A 23,757-nucleotide genomic window follows, 5' to 3' on the forward strand; every position below is an offset into this window, starting at 1 on the left:
TTCTGGGGTTTCGCCCCGATCGCCGTGGCGGGCTAACGGCCGGTCAGGGGGATGACGCCGTCGGTCACCGGGGGCAGACCCGCAAACGTGCAGACCATGTCAGCCCACGCCTCCAGGTGCGCACCAAAGTTCTGGTCCGTGGGGGTCCAGGAGGCACGGAGTTCGACGTCGATGTCCTCACCTGTGTCTGCCAACTGACCGAATCCTTCAGCCACCACCCGTGAGGCGGTGCCGCCTTCACCGGTGAAGGCGGCACCGTTGCGTTCCAGGGATTCCAACAGCCAACTCCAGGCCACGGAGGCCAACATGTGGTCGTGGCCGAGGTCGCGTTCCACCTGAGCCTTGACAAAGGTGACGATCCGGAACTCGCCACCCCATTCCGCGCTGCGGGAGGGGGCGTGGCTCAGGATGAAACGCCCGGCGGCCAGCTCGACCGAGCCGGTGCGCCCGATCGCGCTCATTCCGGGATAGGAGGCCACCACGGCGGCGCTGGCGGTGGCATCGGTGACGGTGGCGGAAAACGCCACGGAGTCGCTGGGACCCATGGGAACGGAGATCTGATTCAACTCGATCTCCGGGCGGCATTGCGCAGCGCGCAGGGAGGCCACGGCCGCTCGAAAACGACCCAGCCCCTCATGCAAATCAGTCACCGCGCCCACGGGTTCCAGGGTAGGGGCAGCCGCGGGTCACCGTCCGGTGGCACGCCGCCTGCCGCCGACTGTGACCAACTCCCCACACCTGGCCTCTGGACGTGATGCCAGGCCCGGAGTGGCCCGGCCACAGTCATCCGGTGCTCAGTCTCCTGTCGGGTGCAACCGCATGGACACGGAGTTGATGCAGTACCGCTGATCCGTGGGGGTGGGGTAGCCCTCTCCGGAGAACACGTGCCCCAGGTGGGAGTCACAAGCCGCGCAGCGTACTTCCACGCGTTCCATGCCCAGGGTGGTGTCACGGATGTAGCGGACCCGGTCCTGCGCCAAGGGCTGGTAGAACGAGGGCCATCCGCAGTGGGAACCAAACTTGGTCTCTGATCGGAACAGCTCGGCACCGCAACCGCGGCAGGCGTAGACGCCCTCGGTCTCCGTGTCCCAGTACTCGCCGGTGAACGGGCGCTCCGTGCCCGCTTCCCGCAGCACGTGGAATTCCTGGGGAGTCAGCACCGCGCGCCACTGGTCTTCCGTACGAGACATGGGGTTGGCGCTGTTTGTGGGCTCCGACGACGACGCCGGAGTGGGCGCAGGGGCGTTCTGGTGGGTGGCGGCATCCTGTTGCTCAGACATCTCTGCCTTTCAGATGGTGGTGTGGACTCGGCAGACCGGCTCACCGCAGGTCTCAGCGGAGGCTTCGGCCTGTTGGTGACAACGCTTGAGCCAGCGGTCTTATGCCGTGACAGGATGGCAGGCATGACTCCAGGTGGAATCCCCCGTCCGGCATCCCGCAGCACCGCCACCGGATCCAGTGGTACGGATCTTGCGCAGGCACCTTCCGGGTGGAAGCGCGGTGCCGTGGTGGGTGCTGCAGCCATGGCCGGCACGGCATCCCTGACCTTTGGGCTGACCTCTGCCGTGGCCGCCTATCTTGCCCGCCAGGTGGTGGTGCCTCCGCGGTACCGCTCAGAGGATCTGAACATCATCTCCTTCACCCCGGCTCCGGTTCCCGCAGACGGGACGGTCCTGCCGCCTGGGGCCGGTGAAGTCACCCTGGCTGCCACCGTGGAAACCACCGTGGACGGTGTTTACAGTCTGCGATTCAACGCCGGAGCGGGTCACGCCCGGATCGGTGCCATCAAGTCGTGGTCCCCTGCCACCTCGGAAGTGGTCCGGACGGTGGAGGAGGTCTATTCGGGGGATCTCAGCACGGCCACCAAGGGCTGGTGGTCCGGGACGGTGTATCCGGATCCCGCTCATGCCGGCTACGCCTTTGAAGACGTGGAGATTCCCATTGAGGTGGGTCTGGCTCCGGCCTGGGTCATTCCTGCGGACGGGCAGGTCACGCAGGAGGGGCAGCGCCCCCGGTTGATCGAAGGCCCCTGGGCGATCATGGTCCACGGCCGTGGAGCCCAGAGGATGGAGGGCCTCCGGGCGGTGGCGGTGGCCCAAGAGTTGGGGCTGACCTCCATGTTGATTTCCTACCGCAATGACCGGGAGGCACCGTCGTCTGCGGACCGGCGCTACGGGTTGGGTTTCACCGAATGGAAAGACGTTCAGGTGGCCATCTCTTACGCCAAGTCCCGTGGTGCCACACAGATCGTGTTGTTCGGTTGGTCCATGGGTGGGGCCATCTGCATGGCCACGGCCGATCAGTCGTTCTACCGCGGTGACATTGTGGCCATGGTGCTGACCGGTCCGGTGGTGGACTGGTTCACACTGTTCACGCATCACACCGCCAACCGGAAGTTGCCGGCGGCCATCGGTCGCCGTGCCTCCGGGCTGATCAGTTCACGGCGCGGACGCCACCTGACGGGCTTGGCCGCTCCGGTGGACCTGGCCAGCCTTGATTGGGTCACCCGCTACCGGGAACTGCGCACGCCCACGCTGATTCTGCATTCAAAGGACGATGAATTCGTCCCGGACACCGCAGGACGGCAGCTCGCCCGGCTCTCGCCGTTTGTGGAGTTCGTGGCCTTCCGGAAGGCACGCCACACCAAGGAGTGGAATGTGGCTCCCCAGCGCTGGGAGAACGCTGTCAGGGCATGGTTGAAGCCGTTGGTCTCAGGCACTGATGGGAGCAACCACCGCGCCCAGCGCTGAGACCAGATCCTCCGGTGCCACCTCCACGTCCAGACCACGCCGGCCACCTGAGACGTAGATGGAGCTCTGCTCCAGGGCCGCGGCCTCCAGGACCGTGGGGGATGGTTGCTTCTGCCCGAACGGGGAAATGCCACCCACCACGTACCCGGTGTGACGCTGCGCGGCCACCGGGTCAGCCATCTTTGCCTTCTTCCACCCCAAGGCAGATGCGGCGACCTTCATGGAGACCTGACGGTTGACGGGGAGCACCACCACACCAAAGGTCTTGGAGGAGGAGCCCGCCGTGGAGTCGGCGGGGCAGACCAGCAACGTCTTGAACACGCGGTCAGGCTCTACCCCCAGCGCCTGGGCGGCCTCGGCACCGAAGTTGGTGACGTCGTCGTCATGAACGTAGGAGGCCTCCCGGAAGGCCACCCCGGCGTTGTGGAGAAAGACCACTGCGGGGGTGCTGTCACCGTGGGAGGACTGAGCGGATTTCTTGGTTTTCTTGGCCATGTTCAATCAACCCCGTTCGGGCAGCCACGTTCAGTCCGTGGTGCGCGGCAGCTGAGCCACTTGCCTGCGAATGCGCTCCAGCATGGCGGACATGCCACGCATCCGCAGGGGAGAGACCAACTGGGTCAGGGCGAACCGCTCCGTGAGATCGGCAGGCAGCTCCGCAATCTGTGACGCCGTCAGACCATCCAGTCCCTCATGCAGGATGGAGGCGAATCCGCGGGTGGTGGGCGCCTCCATGGGGGCGGAGAAGAACAGGCGGACCGGGGTGGAATCCTCCCCGGTTGCCGCCTGGTCCTCCCACTCGACCGTCAGGAACAGCGGTGACTGGCATTCCACCACTTGCTCCAGGGCCTCCGGGTGTTCACCGTAGCGTTCGGGCAGAGCCGGCAACTGACGGGAGAACTCCAGCAAGAGTTGCAGGCGGTCCTGTTGCGGAACGGCATGGAAATCCTCCACCAGCTCCGCCACGGAGGCCGGAAGGTCGGTGGTGTCCTGGGCGCTCATCGAGCAGCCCCCGGCGCCTCGCCGCGTTCGGGGCCGGACACAATCGGGACCCGCACGGAATTGCCCCATTCGGTCCAGGAGCCGTCGTAATTGCGAACCTGCGGGAAGCCCAACAGGTGCTGGAGAACAAACCAGGTGTGGGCCGAGCGCTCACCGATACGGCAGTAGGCAATGACCTCCTGCGTGGGATCCAAACCGACTTCTTCCTGATAGATCGCCTCCAACGCGGCGCGCGGCTTGAACGTGGAGTCCTCCGCAGCGGCACGGGCCCACGGGACCGAGGCCGCCGTGGGGATGTGACCGCCACGCAGCACCCCTTCCTGCGGGTACTCAGCCATGTGCGTTCGCTGCCCGGTGTACTCGGGCTCCGAACGGACGTCAATCAACGGAACCTGCCCCAACGCCTCCAGAACCTGGGGCTGGTAGGCGCGGATGGGGGCGTCGTCGCGCTGCACCTGCGGGTAGTCGGTGCGCTCCCGCGTGGTGGTCTCCGTGGTCAGCTCGCGGCCCTCAGTCACCCACTTGTCCCGGCCGCCGTCCATCAGGCGGACGTCCTGGTGCCCGAACAGGGTGAAGACCCACAGGGCGTAGGCGGCCCACCAGTTGGACTTGTCCCCGTAGACCACAATGGTGTCCTCCCGGGTGATGCCCTTGCTGCTCATCAGCTCCGCAAACTGAGCGCCGTCCAGGTAGTCACGCACGTCCGGCAGGTTCAGATCCGTGTGCCAGTCGACCTTCAAGGCACCGGGGATGTGCCCGGTTTCATACAGCAGGACGTCCTCATCGGACTCGATCACGACGACGCCCGCGTCCTGACCGTGTTCGGCCACCCACGCCGTGGAAACCAGGCGCTGCGGGTGCGCGTATTCGGCAAACTTGGGGTCAGTGGTGTCCGCACCGATGGGCATGGGGACTCCTTCACACAGAGGGATCAGAGAAATCGTTCACCACACTATCGCCGTCGTGACCGCTGTAGCGCGGCGGTCAACGAATGTGCGCGAGCGGCGAACCGGTAAGCTCGCATGTGGTGTGGACCGCACCTGCAGCCTCGGTCTGCGCCACAGCACACGATTGGCACCGCACCAGGTGCTTGGCGCCCATCACCACGGTTGAAAGAGGTCCTTGTGAGCCCGCAGATCCAGCGACTGGTTGACCGCAGGCCGGCCGTCTCGGCAGAAGAACTGTTGGACGGGTTCCGTCCGTCCGAGCGGTTCGGTGAGGTGTCCTTCCAGACCTACCGTCCGGATCCCGCGCAACCGTCACAGGCCCAGGCCGTGGAGGAACTGCAGCGCTTTGCCGCCAGTGTGACTGGTTCCGGCAAGGCATCCGGCAAGGGCGGAGGGTTCTTCTCCCGCATGTTCGGTGGTGGTGGCGGCGCGGCCACCAAACAGGGGATCTACCTGGACGGTGGATTCGGGGTGGGCAAGACTCACCTGCTGGCTTCCCTTTGGCATGAGGCCCCGGGTCCCAAAGCCTTCGGCACATTCGTGGAGTACACCAACCTGGTGGGTGCACTCACCTTCCCCAAAACCGTTCAGGCGCTGAGCCAGTACAGCCTGGTGTGCATTGACGAGTTCGAACTGGACGATCCCGGGGACACCGTGCTGATGTCCCGGCTCATGCGTGAACTCTCCGATGCCGGGGTGAAGCTTGCCGCCACCTCCAACACTCTCCCGGGCTCACTGGGGGAGGGACGCTTTGCCGCAGCTGGTTTCCAGCGCGAGATTCAGGTGCTCTCCGACCAGTTCGAGGTCTTGCGGATCGACGGCGAGGACTTCCGTCACCGTGGACTCCCGGAAGCCCCTGCCTCCCTGCCGGATGAGCAGATCGAATCGTTCATGGACCAGCGTTTTGACGGACAAATCGTGGCCGTGGACGACTTCAGCGACGTGGTGGAGCACCTCAGTGCCGTTCACCCCTCCCGCTATCGGCACCTGATCAAGGACCTGGACGGGATCGTGTGGCGCAATGTCCACACCGTGGACCAGCAGGCCCTGGCCTTGCGTCTGGTGGTGCTGGCCGACCGACTGTATGACCGTGACCTGCCGATCGTGGCCTCCGGAGCTTCCTTTGATCAGATCTTCACCCCGGAGATGATGGCAGGCGGCTACCAGAAGAAGTACTACCGTGCGGTCTCCCGTCTCACAGCGCTGGCACGCGAAGGCCTGGCCGAGAGCTGACGGCTTGGGACCTGACGTATGACAGAGCGCCCCTCCCGTGTGGGAGGGGCGCTCTGTTCATCCTGTGCCCGTACGTGACCGGATCGGTCAACCACGAGCCTCACGCGATCAGTTGTCCGAATCGCCGTTCAGGGAATCCTTCGCCTGATTGACCTGATCTTCGTACTTGTTGTCGGTCTTGTCGTTGGCAAAGTCTGCGCCCTTGTCGACAGCCTCCGGGTTGTCCGAAGCGGCCTGCTTGGCCTTGTCTGCAAATCCTCCGAGGTCCACCATGGGTTGTCTCCTTTCGGTTGGGATCAGTCAGTTCGTCATCAATCTGACTGCCACCACTGTGCTTGAACAGGAACACGGTGTCCAGGACACAAGGGCCCAGGGAGCCGATCTACGCTCACGGCTAAACGGGTGTTGCTGCATGCCACAGTCGTGGGACGCCGCCCTCTGACACGCGGGGCCAAGACACCTGGTCCTGCCGCTCGCCCGATGGGGCCTGGCATGGAACCGGGGACGGTTATGCCAGTTCCATGTTCGGTTGCGACCAGGAATTGAGCGGCTTTGAGGCGGAACCGAACTCACAGGTGGCGTAACCGGACATGTCCGGGGCGGACACCCACGTATGCCGCGCTCCCGACCCGCTAACGCAGTGTCGACCCTCAAACGCGGTGCCGACCAGCCAACGCAGTGCGGACCAGCCCGGGCCGTGAACACGAGCCTGAACCATGAAAGACGAACAGCCCCCGGCAACTTGTGGTTGCCGGGGGCTGTTCTCCCTGGTGGGAGGTGGTGCGCGATACTGGGATCGAACCAGTGACCTCTTCCGTGTCAGGGAAGCGCGCTACCGCTGCGCCAATCGCGCTCGCTGAAAGTCGGAAACCTACGAGCTTGGTGGGATTTACCGAGGTGGAGACGGGATTCGAACCCGCGTAGACGGCTTTGCAGGCCGCTGCCTAACCACTCGGCCACCCCACCGGGACCTGTAGTCCGTGAAGGACTTGGCCTTGAAGCCAACACCCGGAAGTGTCGGCTTCTCAGAGCGGTTGACGGGAGTCGAACCCGCGACCCTCACCATGGCAAGGTGATGCTCTACCAGCTGAGCTACAACCGCATTTGATCGTTGGTTTCCGTTTCCTTGGCCAACGTTCGATCGGAAACTCTAGCACAGCTTCTTGCTGGTCCCGGTTGCCCGGTGACTTCGCCTTTGGCTGTCGCCGTTTCCGACGCCAGAGACTTTAGGGGACCTGATCGGCTCCGCGCAAATCGGCTCCCGGTGGCCCGTACGTGGTCCGTGGATCGGTGCAGGGATCGGTGCACCAAGCGGCGTGTGGCCGCCGATTGGCACGAACCGGGTCACCTGCGTTATGGTTTCCAGGTCGCAAGCGCGATTGGCGCAGCGGTAGCGCGCTTCGTTCACACCGAAGAGGTCACTGGTTCGATCCCAGTATCGCGCACGTGTTTGTGAACAAGAGCCCCACCCGGGATGAACTTCCGGGTGGGGCTCTTGGCTTTTGACCACCGTACGGGCCGCAGCGTCCGTCACCACCAGGTGATTCACACCGATGGGGAGAGCATGACGCAGCCAAGACTGGCCGAGCAGACGGCTCATGGACGCATGTACGCCCGGGCAGAGGGGGAGGTGGCCACCGTCCCGTCCATCACCACCGTCTTGTCCCGGGCGGCAGTGGACCTGGGTGGCTGGCACGGTTGGTTGGCGGCTCAAGCTGTCCTGGAGGATGACCGGCTGGCGGGTGCCCTGGGGTCGCCGTCGCGGATGAGGACCGTGGCCCGTGATGCTGCCGGTGCCGCCGAACGCTACCGGGATCGGGCGGCTGAACGCGGGGACCGCGTGCACAACTATTGCGAGCAAACCGCGCTGCAGGCCATGGGTGAGCCTGCAGATGTTGAACAGGCCCGCGCGGTGCTGCGCGACCACGGCGAGGAGGCCTATGCCGCGCGGTTCGATGAATGGTGGGATCTCTACTCACCCAAGCCCCTGGCAGCGGAGATCACGGTCTGGAACCACACCGTGGGCTACGCAGGAACTCTGGATCTGGTGGCTGAGATCGCGGGCAAGGTCTGTTTGATCGACTACAAGACCAAGGGCACGGACCGCAATGGTCGGGTCAAGGCTCTGGACCCCAAGGTGGTCACGCAGCTGGTGGCGGGGCTCAAGGCTGAGGAACAACTGGTGGACGCGCAGACGGGACAGTGGGAACCGTGGCGTTACGGTCAGGCTGATTTGTTGCTGGGAGTGGCCGTGGGGCCCACGGAAGTGGTGGCGCAACAAGCGGTCCCGGAGGTACTGGCTGCCCACTGGCACAAGTTCTGCGCGCTTCGCCGGGTCTGGACGCACGAAACATTGTTGGACGCAGCCGGCGCCCAACTGCGTCCGGTACCGCCTCCACCGGCCTGAAGCGCTGCGCCCTAAACTTGGACACAACGTGAAGAACTTTGGCCTTCAGCCCTGACTGTGGAGGCCCACACCCGTGTGAACAACCCAGGAGAGCCCCACTTCATGGCAGTACGCCCCATCCGAACCATTGGTGACCCCGTGCTGCGTAGCGTGGCGGAACCCGTCCGTACCTTTGATGACGCCACCAGGAATGACCTTCAGAACTTGGTGGACGACATGGTGGACACCATGCACGATGTCCAGGGCGTGGGGCTGGCTGCCCCGCAGATCGGTGTTGGCCTGCGCATTTTTGTCTATGAGATCGCGGGGGAGTCCGGCCATGTGGTCAACCCCGTACTGACTGTAGGGGATGAACCGCAGGACGGCTCGGAGGGGTGCTTGTCCGTTCCTGGCATGGGGCATCCCACCCCGCGTGCTGACTACGCACAGGTGACCGGCTGCACCGTCACGGGAGACCCGGTCACCGTTGAGGGTCACGGCTTGTTGGCGCGCTGCCTCCAGCACGAAACAGACCACCTGGACGGCACGCTGTACGTGGACCGTTTGCGGGGTACGGCCAAGAAGCAGGCCATGCAGGCCATTCGGAGCCTGAACTACACATCCGTGGTGGCGGACGTGCATCAGCAGCGGGGGGATTCTTTGGCCTCCGGGCGCGGCTCCAGTTTTGGTGCACCGGCAGCCCCCACTGCCGCAGCCTCCACCACAACAACAACGACGACGAACCGCGCCAACCGTCCAGTCCGCAATCATGCGGGCCTTGACCGTTCAGGAGGTGCCCTGTGAAGGTGCTTTTTGCAGGCACGCCGCAGGCGGCTGTTGAGCCGCTGAAACATCTGGTTGACCAGGAAGACCTGGACGTCGTGGCCGTCCTGACCCGCCCAGACGCCCCCGTGGGACGGAAGAAGACCCTGACGCCTTCACCCGTGGCCCAGGCTGCCGCTGAGCTCGGGTTGGCAGTGATCAAAGCGGATCGCGTGGATGCCGCGGTCATTGACCAGATTCTGGTCACCGGCGCCCAGGTGGGTGCTGTGGTGGCTTATGGTGCGTTGTTGAAGCCTGCGGCATTGGAAGCCTTGCCCATGGGCTGGGTCAATCTGCATTTCTCGGCATTGCCCGCATGGCGCGGTGCGGCACCGGTGCAACAATCCCTGCTGGCCGGGGAGACCACAGCCGCTGCCACCACGTTTGTGCTGGACGAAGGTATGGACACTGGTCCGGTCCTGCGAAGGTTCACGGATCCTGTCCGAGCGGATGATGTGGCTGGCACCGTGCTGAACCGCCTGAGCGAGGTGGGAGCACCCGTGCTGGCCGAGTCCCTGCGGGATCTGGCCAACGGCGTCACACCCACCCCGCAGACGGGGCAGGGCACCAAGGCACCCAAGCTGACCGGCACAGACGGGCGCATCGACTGGAACCAGCCTGCCGAGCGCATTGCAGCACGCGTGCGCGCCGTGACCCCTGAACCCGGGGCTTGGACGGAACTGGACGGGGCCCGGTTCAAGATCACGGGCCACGTGGTTCAGCGCCACGAGCCCGACGCCCAGGAAGTTCCAGCACCACCCGGCCAGGTGATGATTCACCACGGGTCCGTGCTGGTGGGAACCGGAAGTCATCCCGTTGAGCTGACTCTGGTGCAGCCGGCTGGCAAGAAGTCCATGGCAGCATCCGATTGGGCCCGTGGTCGCATGACCGGGGCAGACACTTCAGAGGTGAAATTCGCATGAGCCAAGGTCCCGGGAACACGCGCCGCACAGGTGGATCACGTGGTGCCGGTGGAAGCGGCGGTGCTGGCCCGTCTCGTGATACAGGCCGGTCCCGTGGTGCCGGCAGCTCACGTGGCTCCGGTCCTTCGGGTGGGCCAGGTCGCTCCGGTGGTTCCGGTCGCTCCGGTGGGACCGGTGAATCGGGCGGGTACCGGGACAACCGCGGCCGCCAGCGCAACCGCCAGGCAATGGGTGAGCGGCGCTATTCCTCCTCAGTTCCGTCGCAACGGACCCGGCGCACTGATCCTGCACGGCTTGCTGCGTTCCGAACCTTGCGCGCCGTGGCTGAGGACGACGCCTACGGCAACCTGGTTCTGCCTGACCAGCTGCGCCGCCTCCAGCTGAACCGCCGGGACGCCGGACTGGCCACAGAGCTGGCTTACGGGGCGCTGCGGCACCAAGGAACATGGGACGCCGTGCTCACGCACTGCGTGGACCGCCCCTTGGCCAAGATTGATCCCCCCGTTCTGGACGCTCTGCGGTTGGGTGTCCACCAGCTACTGGCCATGCGCATCCCGGATCACGCGGCCATTGATCAAACCGTGGGACTCACCCGCGCTGAAATCGGCGCCGGACCCTCCGGGCTGGTCAACGCGGTGCTGCGCAAAGTCATGGCCCATGACCTCACCGAGTGGCTTGAGGTCCTGACCCGCAACACCGACGACGTCACCCGCCTGGCGTTGGAAGGTGCCCATCCCACCTGGATCGTCCGCGCCCTGCGCCAAGCTCTCACCGTCCACGGGCGCAACCCCGCTGAGATCACGCGGCTGCTGGAGGCCGACAACGCCGCACCCCAGGTGCATCTGGTGGCACTGCCGGGGCTGGGGGAGTTGACCTCAGCCCTTGACGACGGCGCCACCCCCAGCACCCTGGTGGCTGACGCTGCAACCAGTGCCGGTGGTGACCTGCGCCGAGTCCAGGAAGTACGTGACGGCACCGTCCGAGTCCAGGACGCTGGATCCCAGCTGGTGGCTCATTCCGTGCTCCAGTCAGCACCCGTGGCTGACGGGGAGAAATGGTTGGATCTGTGCGCCGGACCCGGCGGCAAAGCCACCCTGTTGGCTGCCCTGGCAGCGCAGCACGGAGCACATGTGACCGCCAACGAGGTGGCCTCCCACCGAGCCGACCTGGTCCGCCAGGCACTTGCCGTGGTGGATCCGCAGGCCTGGACCGTCCGGTGCGCTGATGGCAGGCGCATCACGGCGGCTGATGCCGGTCAAAGCTCCGGGGAAGCCGGATTTGATCGCATTCTGGTGGATGCACCGTGCACCGGGTTGGGTGCGTTGCGTCGTCGTCCGGAAGCTCGGTGGCGCCGGACGCCTCAGGACCTGGCTGACCTGACCGTGCTGCAAGGCGAGCTGCTCGACGCCGCCGTGGGTGCGCTGAAGCCCGGCGGTCTGCTGGTCTACGCCACCTGCTCACCCCACGCTGCCGAAACCATGGTGGCCGTGGATGACGTCTTGAAGGCACACCCGGAACTGAACCTGGTGGACACCGGTGCTGCCGTGAGGGCCGCCGCACTGCCCGGGGCCCTGGACGGCGACGCCGATCCAGCCCAGATTCATGTCGGCAGCCGGGCACGTACGGGCGAACCCGCAACATCGGAAAATCCTGCAACGACCGGCCACACTGCAACGACTGCCCAACTGTGGCCCCACATCCACGGGACCGACGCCATGTTCATCGCCCATTTCCGCAAGAACAAATGACTGGGCGGGGCGCAGGTCCTGGTCACCGTCCGGAGTGAAGGAAACATCATGAGCCGCTGCTGCATCAACCCATCCATCCTGTCCGCCGATTTTGCCAACCTGGAAGCAGAGTTCGCGCGGATTGCCACGGCGGATGCCGCCCATGTTGACGTCATGGACAATCACTTTGTCCCCAACCTCACGCTGGGCCTGCCCGTGGTGGAGCGCCTGCAGGAGATTTCGTCCATTCCCCTGGACATTCATCTGATGATCCAGGACCCGGACAGGTGGGCACCGGCCTATGCGGAGGCTGGCTGTGACTCGGTGACCTTCCACGCGGAGGCGGCCACGGCACCCATTCGCCTGGCACGGGAACTGCGATCCGCAGGCTCCAAGGCCGGTTTGGCCATTCGCCCAGCCACCGCCGTGGAGCCCTATCTGGACCTGCTCCCGGAGATCGACATGCTGCTGGTCATGACCGTTGAACCGGGATTCGGTGGCCAGAAGTTCCTGGACGTGACCCTGCCCAAGATCCGAAGTGCAGCGGAGGCCATCAAGGCCGGCGGCGGCCAGGTGGCGTTGCAGGTGGACGGTGGTGTGACCGAGGAGACCATTGTGCGGGCAGCCGAGGCCGGCGCCGATGTTTTTGTGGCCGGCTCCTCGGTTTACGGTGCTTCAGATCCGGCTGCCGCCATCGCCGCACTGCGTGAGGCCGCAACCACCGCATCCTAGGACTCGAACCAACCTGTCCTGGCGCCGCCGGCGAACGTGCACGCCCGCTGCTGCCTGCGTGCGATAATCGGCACTGACGACACGACGTGCCTCGAGATCGGTGAAATTCCGAGCCGGCGGTGACAGCCCGCTAACCGAGTACAGCAACAGGGGAGATCTCCACTACAGGTGGTCCCACTCGTTGTTACCTCGGCCTGACCGGTGAAATTCCGGTGCCGACAGAACAGTCTGGATGGGAGGGGCACCCGCGGTCCGCCCATGTGGCGTGCCGCGACTCTCCCATGCCACCAGTCTCGAACGCGCTGGTCGCCAGACGGCCGGCGCCAGCACAGCCCGGCCGATGACGAGATCAATTCGGCAGGCATCTGGTGACGTGCACACCGGATGGGAAGCGGTGGAGGCCCCGGCATGGAGGTCTTGCGGTGGCTTTTTGAAGCACAGTTGCACATTGGCGACGGTTTCATCCTGTGGCGTGAGGTGCTGGGCAATGTGTTCGGCCTGCTCTCCGCTCTGGGCGGAATGCGCCGCAAGATCTGGGCATGGCCCGTGGGGATCATCGGCAACGTCCTGCTGTTCACAGTGTTCATGGGGGCCGTTTTCGGATCCCCGAATCCGGTGAATCTCCTGGGTCAAGCAGGCCGCCAGGTCATGTTCATTGCGGTGGCCATCTACGGATGGATCCGCTGGCAGCAGAGCCGCGGCAGTGGCAAAGCCGCGGTGACACCACGTTGGGCCTCGGGACGTGAACGCATCCTCTTGGTGGTGCTTCTGATCCTGGGCACTGTGGTGCTGACCCCCATCTTCCGTGCACTGGGGTCCTATGAGCCTGTTTGGGCCGATGCCTGGATCTTTATGGGCTCCGTGGTTGCCACATGGGGCATGGCCCGGGGGTGGACAGAGTTCTGGCTGGTGTGGGTGGCCGTGGACATTGTGGGCGTGCCCCTGTTGATCAGCGCCGGTTACTGGGCCTCGGCGGCCATGTACCTGTTCTACGGTGCCTTCACCCTGATCGGATTTTTTGTGTGGTGGCGCGTGCAGCGCAAGGAATCCGCTGGCACGGCCACCGGAGCCCACGGCGTCGTGAACACCGCGAACAACCAGGTGGTCTCCGTGGAAACGGCCTTCCCGGATGTCACGGTCACGGTGGAATCGGCTGAGAGGAAGCCGGAATGACTCAGCAGGTGGGACAGTCCTTTTCACCCGCCGACCAGGCGGCCATGCGAGTGGCCCTGGATGCCGCACGGTTGGGCCCGCGCGGGGCCAACCCCCTGGTGGGTGCCGTGGTGGTGGGACCGGATGGCGGCGTACTGCACGTGGGCCACCACCGCGGGGCAGGCACGCCCCACGCTGAGGTGGACGCCATCCGGCAGGCCCAGGCAGCCGGAACGGATCTACAGGCGTGCTCTATGGTGGTGACTCTGGAACCGTGCAACCACACCGGCCGGACCGGGCCCTGCGCGCAGGCGATATTGGCTGCCGGGATTCCGCGGGTGGTCCATGCCGCGCGGGACACTACTGCGGCTTCCGGTGGAGCGGCCACTCTGCGCGCTGCCGGCGTGCAGGTGGAGGACGGCCTGATGGCAGAGCAAGCCACCGAACTCAACCACCGCTGGATCATGGCGCAGCAGCAGCGGCGCCCGTTCGTGACGGTCAAGACGGCGCAGACCCTGGACGGTCGCATTGCTGCAGCTGATGGGACCAGTCAGTGGATCACCGGTGCTGCTGCCAGAGAACACGCCCATTCCATCCGTGCCAGGGTGGAGGCCATTGTTGTGGGCACCGGCACCGTTCTGGCCGATGACCCGCGCCTGACCGTGCGGCACCAGGCCGCTGCTGCCCCCGATGCCACGGCCCCCGATGCCACCCCAGATCCCCCTGCAGATCCCGCACCGCTGCGGGTGGCCATGGGGCATCGTTGCGTCCCGGCCGCGGCCCGCATGCGCGGAACGGATGGCCGCTTCCGGCATCTGAACACCCGGGATCCCCGCGCCGCTCTCACCCAGCTCTACGACGACGGCGTCCGGCACGCCTTGGTGGAAGGTGGCGCCACCGTGGTGGGTGCCTTTCTGGAAGCTGACCTGGCCGATGAACTCACGATCTATCAGGCCCCCATGATTCTTGGCGCAGGGCGCAGTTCCTTCCCGAACCTGGGCATTCACACACTGGGACAGGCCCGCCGTTACCGCGCTGATGTCAGCGACGGCGGCGCACTGCACCACCTGGGCGATGACCTGCTGTGGCACCTGGAACCCCAACCTCACACCCTCACCAACCGTCAGGAGAACCACTGATGTTCACCGGAATCGTGGAAACCACCGGAACTGTGGTGGCCCTTCACCCAGGTGCACCCGGGGCAGGGGATGGCACCGTGACCGTGCGCATCCAGGCGGGGGAGATCGTGGATGATCTGCCGCCGGGAGGCTCACTGGCAGTTGACGGCGTGTGCCTCACGCGGGCCGATCACGTCACTGCGGACAATGACGGTGCCCGTCAGGCCACCGGTGGACCAGCCGCTGGAGAGTTTGTAGCAGATGTCATGGGGGAGACCTTGGCCCGGACCACTCTGGGCGGATTGCAACCCGGAGACACCGTCAACCTGGAACGCTGCCTGCCTGTCGCCGGGCGATTGGACGGGCACGTGGTCCAGGGTCACGTGGATGCAACGGGCACCATCACTCAGCGCGTGGATCACGGCGCCTGGGAGACGGTACGGATCAGCGTCCCGCGGGAACTGGCACCGTTGCTGGCTCAGAAAGGTGCCATTGCCGTGGACGGTGTGTCCCTGACAGTCACCGCGGTCAGTGCAGCCCGGGAGACCGAGCACTGGTTCGAAATCGGTCTGATCCCCGCAACGCTGGCAGCCACCGGGCTGGGGCACAAGACGGAGGGATCTCGGGTGAATCTGGAAGCGGACGTGATGGCCAAGTACGCCGCACGCCTGGCGGCATTTGCCGGAGGTGACCACCAGTGACTGTACAACCACAAGAGACCTTCCTGGATCCTGTTGAGGCCGCGGTGGAGGCCATCCGCACAGGTGGGGCGGTCGTCGTCGTTGATGACGAGGACCGGGAGAACGAAGGCGATGTGATCTTTGCGGCCCAGCACGCCACGGCAGAACTCACAGGCTTCACGGTGCGCCACACCTCCGGGGTGCTGTGCGTTCCCATGCAGGCAGAGCGCGCCGATGCTCTGGGTCTGCCGCCCATGACGGCCGTCAACCAGGATTCCAAGGGAACGGCCTACACCGTCACCTGCGATGCCCGCCTTGGGGTCACCACGGGGATCAGTGCAGCTGACCGTGCCAGAACCGCCCGTGTCCTGGCGGCCAAGGATTCCGGGCCTGAAGCCATCACCCGCCCCGGGCACATGCTGCCGCTGCGTGCGGTGGCCGGTGGCGTCAGGCAACGTCCCGGTCACACGGAAGCCGCTGTGGAGCTGTGCGGCCTGGCCGAGCTGGAGCCCGTTGGTGTGATTGCGGAGTTGGTGCACGACGACGGATCCATGATGCGTCTGCCCGCCCTGCGGGAATTCGCCACGGAGCACGGACTACCTCTGATAAGCATTGAAGACCTGGTCAGTCATGTTGCGGCGCAAGCCACGGACCAGGGTGATGCGGCTGACGTGGTGCCTGCAGTTGCAGTCCCACGCACCATCACGGCCACCTCTGAAGCCGTGGTGATTCCCATGCCTGAGGGCAGGTTCCAGGTCCGCGGCTGGCAGGTCCCGGATGCTGACGGGACCACCATCGGTGAGCACCTCAGCCTGACCGCCCTTGACCCGGGCACCGATCGACCCATGATCTCGGAGAACCCGCCCCTGGTGCGATTGCACTCCGAATGCCTCACGGGGGATGTGTTCGGTTCCTTCCGTTGTGATTGTGGAGCGCAGCTGCACCAAGCGCTGAACATGTTGGCTCAACACGGGGGAACCCTGATCTACGTCCGCCGCCATGAGGGGCGAGGCATCGGTTTGGTGAACAAGCTGAAGGCTTATCGCCTCCAGGACGGTGGTGCGGACACCGTTGAGGCCAATGAATTGTTGGGGCTACCCGCAGAAGCCCGGGACTGGGGAGCGGCTGCCACCATCCTGCGGGAGTTGGGCTTGGACAAGGTGCGCTTGCTGACCAACAATCCGGCCAAGGAAGCGGCATTGCGAACACTTGGCATTGACGTGGTGGAAATCGTTGCCAACGAGGTCCATGCCAGAGCCGAGAACCACGAATACCTGGTCACCAAGAGGGACCGCATGAACCACAAACTGCAGCACATCGACGACGTGCTGCCCCCACATCAAGAACACATCGGAGGAGAGCCATCATGAGCGGTCACGGCGCACCCACCCCAGAACTGTCCACCATCAACACCCAAGGACTGTCCGTTGCCGTGGTCGCCTCCAGTTGGCACACCACCATCATGGACGGTCTGCTGGACGGTGCCCGGCGTGCCCTGCAGGATGCCAACATCAGCAACAGCGTGACGGTGCGAGTCCCGGGCTCCTTTGAGCTGCCGGTGGCTGCTGCTCGACTGGCTGCCACCTACGACGCTGTGGTGGCCTTGGGTGTGGTGATTCGCGGTGGTACCCCCCATTTTGACTACGTCTGCCAGGCTGCTACGAATGGCATCACCAAGGTTTCCGTGGAAACTGGCAAGCCCGTGGGATTCGGCGTCCTGACCTGCGACACAGAACAGCAGGGGCTGGATCGCGCAGGACTGGCCGATTCGCAGGAGGACAAGGGCTACGAAGCAACGGCGGCAGCCATTGAGACTGCCGCCGTGCTGCGTGATCTGGGTCTCTGACCGTCAGAGGTAGTCGTCCTCGGCTTCCTGCTGCCAACGGTTGAAGTCCAAGGTCAGATACAAGGCCAGGGCGGGGGAGTTGTCCTCACGGATGCGCAAACTCACCCGTTCGTGGCCGGCCTCTTTCAGAGCGGCTGCGGATTCCCGAACCAAGCGCTCAGCCAGACCCTGACGCCTGTGGGCGCTGTGGGTGAACAGCTCAAAAATGTACGGGGCATCCGGCAGGCCTTCACCCGCCCTGCGCCCCACCACAAGTGACGCGGCCACGATTTCGCCCTCGTCATTCAGTACCACCGGGGAGGCCTCCGGCAGAAACGTTCCGTACTCGCCGGCGAACAGTCCGGCCACGATCTCCTTGGCCTGATCCAGGTTGTCCACCCCGCCGTTGGCACTGTCCAGACCCACGGCTTCATAGGCGGCATGGAACAGGTGGGCCAACGCTTCCTGATCATCTGGCTCGGCATGACGCCCCGGCAGTTGGGCAGAGCTGGAGCGGGGTACCAGATCAGCAGTACGTGCAATCAAAATGATGGTGCCAGTCATCGTGCCCTCCGTCAATGTCAGCTGCGCGCGGGATGCGCGAAACGCATGTGCTTGTGGTCGCAACGGGTGTTCCGTCTGCCTGTAAGCGTACTCACATGCACAGGAGGAGCTGGTGCGACGTGTCGGATCGTTTCAAGGTCGTTGTAACAAGGGCCCGGTTCAGCAGCGCTGAACCGGGCCCTTGTTGGTGGGGACCACCGAGGTTCTTGTGAACCCCTGTGATCATCAGTGGCGCGTCGAGGTGCTTCCCGCGGACTCGAGTTGATCGACGTCGTGGGCGTGCTCGTGGTGAGCGGCCTCCAACTCGGTGGGGGTCACCGGGGCCACGCGGTCCTCGTAGAAGAAGCGGGACAAGCGTCCGCGAACCTTCTCCGAGCCGGTGATCTTGCCCTTGGCGTTCTCCTGAGCAGGCATCACCTGGGCGTCCTCGTAGGACACCAGCGTGTAGCGGCGGTACTCGTCCAGGGGCTCGTGCACCTCGATGAACTCACCGTGGGCCAGCTGCTGCACGCGTCCGGTCTCACGGCCGTGGAGCACGATCTCGCGGTCCTTGCGCTGCAGGGACAGGCAGATGCGGCGGGTGATGATGAACGCGATGATCGGTCCGAAGAAGAACAGGAACCGCAGCAGGTAGATCACATCGTTGACAGCCACGTGGAAGTGGGTGGCAATGAGGTCACCGGTGGCGGCGATCATCAAGACGCCGTAGTAGACCATGGCGGCCACACCCAAGCCCGTGCGGGTGGGGGCGTTGCGCGGACGGTCCAGGATGTTGTGCACCCGGTTGTCCTTGGTGACCCAACGCTCCACCCAAGGCCAGATGAACATGCCGATCACAAAGACCGTCAGAGCCAGGATCGGCAACAGCACGGCCATGGGCAGGGAAACCAGGTTGAACAGGTCCCATTCCCAGTTGAACGGCCAGTTACCCGGCATCAGACGCAGCGCGCCATCGGTCCACAACATGTACCAGTCAGGCTGGGAACCTGCCTGCACGGGGGAGGGATCGTAGGGGCCGTAGTTCCAGATCGCGTTGATCTGCACCATCGAGGCAATGGCCGCCAGCACACCGAAGACGATGAAGAAGAAGCCACCCGCCTTGGCCGCGTAAACCGGGCCGACCGGGAAGCCCACCACGTTGTTCTCGGTTCGGCCGGGGCCGGGGAACTGGGTGTGCTTGTGCACAACCACCATGAACAGGTGCACCACGATCAAGGCCAGGATGATCACCGGCACAATGAACACGTGCACGATGTACATACGGCCGATGATGGCGTGACCCGGGAACTCGCCGCCGAAGATCAGCATGGAGATGTAAGCGCCAACCAGCGGGATGGAACGTGCCAGGCCGTCCACGATGCGCAGGCCGTTGCCGGAGAGCACGTCATCGGGCAGGGAGTAGCCGGAGAAGCCGGCCACCAGGGCCATGACGAACAACAGGCAGCCGACCACCCAGTTCAGTTCACGCGGGCGGCGGAAGGCACCGGTGAAGAAGATGCGGGCCATGTGCACCATGATCGCCACTGAGAAGAGCAGAGCTGCCCAGTGGTGCAGCTGGCGCAGGAACAGACCGCCGCGGATGTCGAAGGAGATGTGCAGCGTGGAGGCGTAGGCCGCTGACATTTCCACGCCCTGCATGGGGACGTAGTTTCCGGTGTATTCCGTGGTGGCCATGGTGGGGTCGAACCAGAAGGCCAGGAAGGTGCCGGAGAGCAGCAGGATGATGAAGCAGTAGAGCGCGACTTCACCGAACATGAAGGACCAGTGGTCGGGGAAGATCTTCCGGCCAAACTCCTTGATGATCGGGGACAGACCCACGCGGGTGTCCACGAAGTTCGCGATCTTGCCGACGTTGGTGTCGGCCTGGTACTCAGCGGACGTGCCGTGAGTGGACGTGGTGGTGGAGGCAGACATCAGTTACCGTTCTCCTCTTCCATCTCGTTGACCGCGATCACGCGCTGGGAATAGGTGGGACCGACCGGCTCCGGGAAGTCACCGGTGGCCACCAGGTAGCCCTCGTCATCGACGGAGATGGGCAACTGGGGCAGCGGACGGGAGGCCGGGCCAAAGATGACCTCGCACTCGTTGGCCAGGTCGAAGGTCGACTGGTGGCAGGGGCACAGCAGGTGGTGCGTGCGCTGCTCGTACAGAGCAATGGGGCAACCCACGTGGGTGCAGACCTTGGAGTAGGCAAAGATGCCGTCCACGTTCCAGTCCTCGCGGCCCGGGCTCACGTTCACGGTGTCCGGGTCCAAACGCATGAGCAGCACAACGGCCTTGGCCTTCTCGTCCAGGTAGCCGTCGTCGTGGCTGAGGCCGGAGAGGTTCTCCGGGAGCACGTGGAAGGTGGAACCCAAGGTGACATCAGAGGCCTTGATGGGCGTGCCGGAGGGGTCACGAACCAGGCGAACGCCGTCCTCCCACAGGGTGTGGCGCAGGGGAGTCAGATCCAACGGCCCCAGGTCTCGCAGCAGACCCACGAACGGAAGCGGGGCCAGGACAGCTGCACCGATCAGGGTGTTGCGGATCAGCGGACGGCGCTTGATCCCGGACTCGTCCAGGATGGTGCCCATGATCTGCTCCGCCTCAGCACGCTGAGCCTCGGTCACGACGTCGTGGCGTTCTTCCACGAGCTCGTGGTCCGGCATCAAGGTGCGGGCCCAGTGCACAACGCCCACACCGATGCCCAGCATGCCCAGGGCGATGCCGCCGCCGAGCAGCAGGTTCTGCAGGCGCAAGGCGGAGGTGGCCTCAGGATCCGTGACCGAGTAGATGTCCCCGTCCACGCGGATACCGAAGTACCCAATGAAGAAGAGCACGGAACCGATGATGGATACGGCGAACAGCAGCGCCACCTGGCGCTCAGCTCGCTTGGCCGCACCGGAGTCGACGTCGGTGCTGCGGGGGCGGTGCGGAGGCAGACCCGGGTCTTGGAAGGTCTCCGGTGCGGACGCGGTGCGGTCCAGCACGTTTCCCTTCTTCCCCTGGGGAAGGCCGTCACGGTGGTCAGCCATGTGGTCCCTCTTCTTCTTTTCTAGTGTGAAATGTGGTGCTTGTTCACCGGTTGCCCGGCGTAGTGCAGTTGATGATCAGGCAGACCGTGAGGTGAGCCAGACGGCAAAGCCGATGATGATCAACAGGCCGATGGTCCAGATGAACAGGCCCTCGGAGACCGGGCCCAAGGAGCCCAGGCCGAACCCGCCCGGATCGGTGTTGTTGTCGATCGACTTCAAGTAGGTGATCACATCGCGCTTTTCTTCAGGCGTGATGTTGGCGTCGTTGAAGACCGGCATGTTCCCGGGGCCGGTCTGCATTGCCTCGTAAATGTGAGCCTCGTCCACGCCCATCAGGGAGGGAGCGTACTTGCCGCGGGTCAGGGCGCCGCCGGCGCCGGCTGCGTTGTGGCACATGGCGCAGTTGGCCAGGAACACCTTGGCACCGTTGGCGGGATCGCCCTGGGTCACGTCCAGGTACTCGTCCTCAGGAACGGCCGGTCCGGCGCCCAAGGAGGCCACGTAGGCGGCCAGCTGGCGGGTCTGTTCGTCAGTGAACTGCTCCGGCTTCACCTGGGCCTGGGGGCCCTGCATCTGCATGGGCATACGGCCGGTGCCGACCTGGAATTCGACCGATGCAGCACCCACGCCCACCAGGGACGGGCCGGCGTCGGAGCCTTCACCGTTCATGCCGTGACAGGTGGAGCAGTTGGCGATGAACAACTTGGAGCCTTCATCAACCTCCGAAGCCGTGTAGTCATCGGCGGCCTTGGCCTGGTTGGTGGTCGTGGCGACAGCGTAGAGACCACCGGTCAGGAGAAGAGCGCACATGAGCAGGGCCAGCAGGGCCAGCGGGTGGCGTCGCTTCTGTGAGAGAGCCTTCACGTCAGAAGTTCCTTAAGAGTTGAGCGGAGCGGGACTTGAGCGGTGGAACGCGTTACCGGAGGAAGTACACGATGATGAACAGCGCGATCCAGATGACATCCACGAAGTGCCAGTAGTAAGACACGACGATGGCCGAGGTGGCCTCAAAGTGCCCGAACCGCTTGGCCAAGTAGGCGCGTCCAATGATGATCAGGAAGGCGATCAAACCACCGGTCACGTGGATGGCGTGGAAGCCGGTGGTGATGTAGAAGGCCGAGCCGTAGGCGTTGGCGGCGATGGTGATGCCGTGGGAGACCAGTTCGGCGTACTCAAAGGTCTGCACGGATACGAAGACCGCGCCCATGAAGAACGTGAGGATGAACCACTCGATCATGCCCCACTTGCCGACCTGCAAGATGCCGCCGGTGCGGCGCGGCTGCAAGCGCTCTGCTGCGAACACACCGAACTGGCAGGTCACGGAGGACAACACCAGGACAGTGGTGTTGGCCAGTGCCAGGGGAATGTTCAGCTTGGCTGCTTCCTCGGTCCACAGCTCAGGCTGGGTGGCGCGGAGGGTGAAGTACATGGCGAACAGACCCGCAAAGAACATGAGCTCGGAGGCCAACCACACGATGGTCCCCACTGCGGTGAGGTTCGGGCGATTGATGGCCGGGGCGGGCTGCCGCGCTGCTGGGGCATGGGTTGCTGTCGTCACGAACGACATTATGTCGCCAAACGGTCGCCCGGACCAACCGAGACACCCCGTGAAGCAACCGAAGTTCTGACTTCCAAGTATCTGGGTGGAGGTTCCTCTGTTGCGTTCCCAGGTCTGACAGGGCTTGAGCAGTGGTGTGCCCGGTACATGGCAACTCGGCAACCAGGACGAGCAGGGCGGCCGATCACAGGCAACTTATGGCACACGTCATGCCCCCGTTAGAATCGCAGGCGTGACTTCCACACATTCTTCGACGTCGTACCCAGCAGCTCGCGCCCCCCGAGAGGTGGACTGGTCCCAGATGATCACGGACCTGATTGGTGGCACGGATCTGACGTCCGAGATGACCTATGCAGCCATGGACTCCGTGATGTCCGGTGAGGTCGCTGATGTGGTCTTGGCCGGCTTTCTGGTGGCACTGCGTGCCAAGGGTGAGACCGTTGAGGAACTGAGAGGCCTTGCCGATGCCATGGTGGCTCACGCTCGGGACATTCTCGTTCCTGGGTCGGCCGTGGACATCGTCGGTACGGGAGGGGACCGCCTGCGGTCGGTGAACATTTCCACCATGGCTGCACTGGTTGCCGCCGGTGCCGGAGCCAAGGTGGTCAAGCACGGCAACCGCGCGTCATCCTCCAAGTCAGGTTCTGCAGACTGTCTGGAGGCCCTGGGTGTGCAACTTGACATGCCCCTGGAGATGGTGGCTTCCTGCGCTGAGAACGTGGGAATCACGTTCTGTTTCGCCCAGACCTTCCACCCGTCCATGAAGTACGCAGCCGGCACCCGTAAACAACTGGGGGTGGCCACGGCCTTCAACTTCCTGGGGCCCATCACCAATCCGGCACGGGTCAAGGCCTCCGCCATCGGTGTTGCCGACCGTGATCTGGCGCCCATGATGGCCGGGGTCTTCCGTGACCGTGGTGACCGTGCTTTGGTTTTCCGCGGCGAGGACGGCTTGGATGAATTGACCGTCACCGGTACCTCAGAGATCTGGGAGGTCCGTGACGGTCAAGTCACCGAGCACATCCTCAATCCAGCAGATCTGGGCATGGCCCTGGCCACGGTGGAGGATCTGAGGGGCCAGGACGCCGAATACAACGCCGCCGTCGCGCGCCGCATTCTGGCGGGGGAGCAGGGGCCGGTCCGAGATGCCGTGTTGCTGAACGCCGCAGCGGCGCTGGTGGCACTTGACGAATCAGCTCAGGCGCCGTTCGAACAGCGCTTCGAGTCCGCCGTGCAGCGAGCAGCCACCTCCATCGACTCAGGTGCTGCCGCGAACGTGCTCCACCGATGGGTTGAGCATTCCCGTGGTACTGACTGAGCCGCG

24 protein-coding genes, 4 tRNA genes and 1 riboswitch are annotated in these 23,757 nt (G+C 64.6%); of the genes, 14 read left to right on the forward strand and 14 right to left on the reverse strand.

Annotation, left to right across the window (positions count from 1 at the left end):
• Positions 1 to 32: 32 nt before the first annotated feature.
• Together GTW58_RS03055 and msrB are read right to left on the reverse strand one after the other, a co-directional pair.
• Positions 33 to 650, reverse strand: a complete 618-nt coding sequence (locus GTW58_RS03055) for a DUF3000 family protein (RefSeq protein WP_119932292.1) — start codon at positions 648 to 650, stop codon at positions 33 to 35.
• 144 nt (positions 651 to 794) lie between these two features.
• A complete protein-coding gene (gene msrB / locus GTW58_RS03060) occupies positions 795 to 1,280 on the reverse strand; it encodes a peptide-methionine (R)-S-oxide reductase MsrB (RefSeq protein WP_047692029.1) in 486 nt (161 codons plus the stop codon).
• 123 nt (positions 1,281 to 1,403) lie between these two features.
• Here msrB and GTW58_RS03065 point away from each other — a divergent pair, with 123 nt between their 5' ends.
• Positions 1,404 to 2,750: an alpha/beta hydrolase family protein gene (locus GTW58_RS03065; protein WP_119932233.1), complete on the forward strand. Its 1,347-nt coding sequence runs from the start codon at positions 1,404 to 1,406 to the stop codon at positions 2,748 to 2,750.
• Here GTW58_RS03065 and ybaK read toward each other — a convergent pair.
• From ybaK to GTW58_RS03080, 3 genes are read right to left on the reverse strand one after another with little or no spacing between them, the layout of a single operon-like run.
• Positions 2,712 to 3,245, reverse strand: a complete 534-nt coding sequence (gene ybaK, locus GTW58_RS03070) for a Cys-tRNA(Pro) deacylase (protein WP_047692028.1) — start codon at positions 3,243 to 3,245, stop codon at positions 2,712 to 2,714. The two genes, GTW58_RS03065 and ybaK, sit on opposite strands and share 39 nt — an antisense overlap.
• Positions 3,246 to 3,275: 30 nt before the next feature.
• Positions 3,276 to 3,752, reverse strand: coding sequence for a SufE family protein (locus GTW58_RS03075; protein WP_047692027.1), 477 nt, complete (start codon positions 3,750 to 3,752; stop codon positions 3,276 to 3,278).
• Positions 3,749 to 4,660 (reverse strand): sulfurtransferase, encoded by a 912-nt coding sequence (locus GTW58_RS03080; protein WP_119932232.1) that lies wholly within the window; start codon positions 4,658 to 4,660, stop codon positions 3,749 to 3,751. Before GTW58_RS03080 ends, GTW58_RS03075 begins: the two co-directional genes overlap by 4 nt.
• A 216-nt stretch (positions 4,661 to 4,876) precedes the next feature.
• Here GTW58_RS03080 and zapE point away from each other — a divergent pair, with 216 nt between their 5' ends.
• Positions 4,877 to 5,932, forward strand: a complete 1,056-nt coding sequence (zapE, locus tag GTW58_RS03085; protein WP_232817932.1) for a cell division protein ZapE — start codon at positions 4,877 to 4,879, stop codon at positions 5,930 to 5,932.
• 108 nt (positions 5,933 to 6,040) lie between these two features.
• On the opposite strand, the gene GTW58_RS03090 is transcribed toward zapE, so the two are convergent.
• The 4 genes from GTW58_RS03090 to GTW58_RS03105 form a co-directional block, all read right to left on the reverse strand.
• Positions 6,041 to 6,205 (reverse strand): antitoxin, encoded by a 165-nt coding sequence (locus tag GTW58_RS03090; protein WP_081994239.1) that lies wholly within the window; start codon positions 6,203 to 6,205, stop codon positions 6,041 to 6,043.
• A gap of 505 nt (positions 6,206 to 6,710) precedes the next feature.
• Positions 6,711 to 6,785: transfer RNA gene (locus GTW58_RS03095), tRNA-Val, on the reverse strand.
• Positions 6,786 to 6,827: 42 nt separating this feature from the next.
• A tRNA-Cys gene (locus GTW58_RS03100) sits at positions 6,828 to 6,898 on the reverse strand.
• A 63-nt stretch (positions 6,899 to 6,961) separates the two neighbouring features.
• Positions 6,962 to 7,034: transfer RNA gene (locus GTW58_RS03105), tRNA-Gly, on the reverse strand.
• Positions 7,035 to 7,305: 271 nt separating this feature from the next.
• Between GTW58_RS03105 and GTW58_RS03110 the strand changes: the two genes are divergently transcribed.
• The 11 genes from GTW58_RS03110 to ribH all read left to right on the forward strand — a co-directional run bounded on the left by GTW58_RS03110 (position 7,306) and on the right by ribH (position 17,318).
• A tRNA-Val gene (locus tag GTW58_RS03110) sits at positions 7,306 to 7,377 on the forward strand.
• A 119-nt stretch (positions 7,378 to 7,496) separates the two neighbouring features.
• The gene (locus GTW58_RS03115; protein ID WP_047692046.1) at positions 7,497 to 8,339 is read left to right on the forward strand and encodes a cytochrome P450; all 843 of its coding nucleotides are present in this window, start codon (positions 7,497 to 7,499) and stop codon (positions 8,337 to 8,339) included.
• Between the two features lie 102 nt (positions 8,340 to 8,441).
• Complete coding sequence (def, locus tag GTW58_RS03120; RefSeq protein WP_119932230.1) at positions 8,442 to 9,122, forward strand: peptide deformylase; 681 nt, start codon at positions 8,442 to 8,444, stop codon at positions 9,120 to 9,122.
• On the forward strand, positions 9,119 to 10,063 hold the full coding sequence (gene fmt / locus GTW58_RS03125; RefSeq protein WP_119932229.1) for a methionyl-tRNA formyltransferase: 945 nt from the start codon (positions 9,119 to 9,121) through the stop codon (positions 10,061 to 10,063). Before def ends, fmt begins: the two co-directional genes overlap by 4 nt.
• 227 nt (positions 10,064 to 10,290) lie before the next feature.
• Entirely contained in the window at positions 10,291 to 11,811 is a 1,521-nt protein-coding gene (locus GTW58_RS03130; RefSeq protein WP_232817945.1) for an RsmB/NOP family class I SAM-dependent RNA methyltransferase, read from the forward strand.
• 48 nt (positions 11,812 to 11,859) lie between these two features.
• Positions 11,860 to 12,522, forward strand: coding sequence for a ribulose-phosphate 3-epimerase (gene rpe / locus GTW58_RS03135; RefSeq protein ID WP_119932227.1), 663 nt, complete (start codon positions 11,860 to 11,862; stop codon positions 12,520 to 12,522).
• An 83-nt stretch (positions 12,523 to 12,605) separates the two neighbouring features.
• Positions 12,606 to 12,770: riboswitch (FMN riboswitch) on the forward strand.
• Positions 12,771 to 12,930: 160 nt separating this feature from the next.
• Positions 12,931 to 13,695: a nicotinamide riboside transporter PnuC gene (pnuC, locus tag GTW58_RS03140; RefSeq protein ID WP_119932226.1), complete on the forward strand. Its 765-nt coding sequence runs from the start codon at positions 12,931 to 12,933 to the stop codon at positions 13,693 to 13,695.
• Positions 13,692 to 14,813, forward strand: a complete 1,122-nt coding sequence (ribD, locus tag GTW58_RS03145; protein WP_232817931.1) for a bifunctional diaminohydroxyphosphoribosylaminopyrimidine deaminase/5-amino-6-(5-phosphoribosylamino)uracil reductase RibD — start codon at positions 13,692 to 13,694, stop codon at positions 14,811 to 14,813. Before pnuC ends, ribD begins: the two co-directional genes overlap by 4 nt.
• On the forward strand, positions 14,813 to 15,493 hold the full coding sequence (locus GTW58_RS03150; protein ID WP_047692020.1) for a riboflavin synthase: 681 nt from the start codon (positions 14,813 to 14,815) through the stop codon (positions 15,491 to 15,493). The genes ribD and GTW58_RS03150 overlap by 1 nt, the downstream gene beginning before the upstream one ends.
• Complete coding sequence (gene ribB, locus GTW58_RS03155) at positions 15,490 to 16,842, forward strand: 3,4-dihydroxy-2-butanone-4-phosphate synthase (RefSeq protein ID WP_232817930.1); 1,353 nt, start codon at positions 15,490 to 15,492, stop codon at positions 16,840 to 16,842. Before GTW58_RS03150 ends, ribB begins: the two co-directional genes overlap by 4 nt.
• A complete protein-coding gene (gene ribH, locus GTW58_RS03160; RefSeq protein WP_047692019.1) occupies positions 16,839 to 17,318 on the forward strand; it encodes a 6,7-dimethyl-8-ribityllumazine synthase in 480 nt (159 codons plus the stop codon). The genes ribB and ribH overlap by 4 nt, the downstream gene beginning before the upstream one ends.
• 3 nt (positions 17,319 to 17,321) lie before the next feature.
• Here the strand turns inward: ribH and GTW58_RS03165 are convergent, their stop codons facing one another.
• From GTW58_RS03165 to ctaE, 5 genes are all read right to left on the reverse strand, one after another.
• Positions 17,322 to 17,861 (reverse strand): GNAT family N-acetyltransferase, encoded by a 540-nt coding sequence (locus GTW58_RS03165; RefSeq protein WP_119932225.1) that lies wholly within the window; start codon positions 17,859 to 17,861, stop codon positions 17,322 to 17,324.
• Between the two features lie 225 nt (positions 17,862 to 18,086).
• A complete protein-coding gene (gene qcrB, locus GTW58_RS03170) occupies positions 18,087 to 19,775 on the reverse strand; it encodes a cytochrome bc1 complex cytochrome b subunit (protein ID WP_119932224.1) in 1,689 nt (562 codons plus the stop codon).
• Positions 19,775 to 20,875, reverse strand: a complete 1,101-nt coding sequence (gene qcrA / locus GTW58_RS03175; RefSeq protein WP_119932223.1) for a cytochrome bc1 complex Rieske iron-sulfur subunit — start codon at positions 20,873 to 20,875, stop codon at positions 19,775 to 19,777. The genes qcrB and qcrA overlap by 1 nt, the downstream gene beginning before the upstream one ends.
• 75 nt (positions 20,876 to 20,950) lie before the next feature.
• Positions 20,951 to 21,739, reverse strand: coding sequence for a cytochrome bc1 complex diheme cytochrome c subunit (qcrC, locus tag GTW58_RS03180; protein ID WP_119932222.1), 789 nt, complete (start codon positions 21,737 to 21,739; stop codon positions 20,951 to 20,953).
• 52 nt (positions 21,740 to 21,791) lie between these two features.
• Entirely contained in the window at positions 21,792 to 22,433 is a 642-nt protein-coding gene (gene ctaE / locus GTW58_RS03185) for an aa3-type cytochrome oxidase subunit III (protein ID WP_168023451.1), read from the reverse strand.
• 301 nt (positions 22,434 to 22,734) lie between these two features.
• On the opposite strand from ctaE, the gene trpD reads away from it, so the two are divergent.
• Positions 22,735 to 23,751: an anthranilate phosphoribosyltransferase gene (gene trpD, locus GTW58_RS03190; RefSeq protein ID WP_052209756.1), complete on the forward strand. Its 1,017-nt coding sequence runs from the start codon at positions 22,735 to 22,737 to the stop codon at positions 23,749 to 23,751.
• The last annotated feature ends 6 nt before the right edge of the window (positions 23,752 to 23,757 follow it).

The sequence above is a fragment of the Kocuria subflava genome (assembly GCF_012163155.1).
Lineage (GTDB): Bacteria > Actinomycetota > Actinomycetes > Actinomycetales > Micrococcaceae > Kocuria > Kocuria subflava.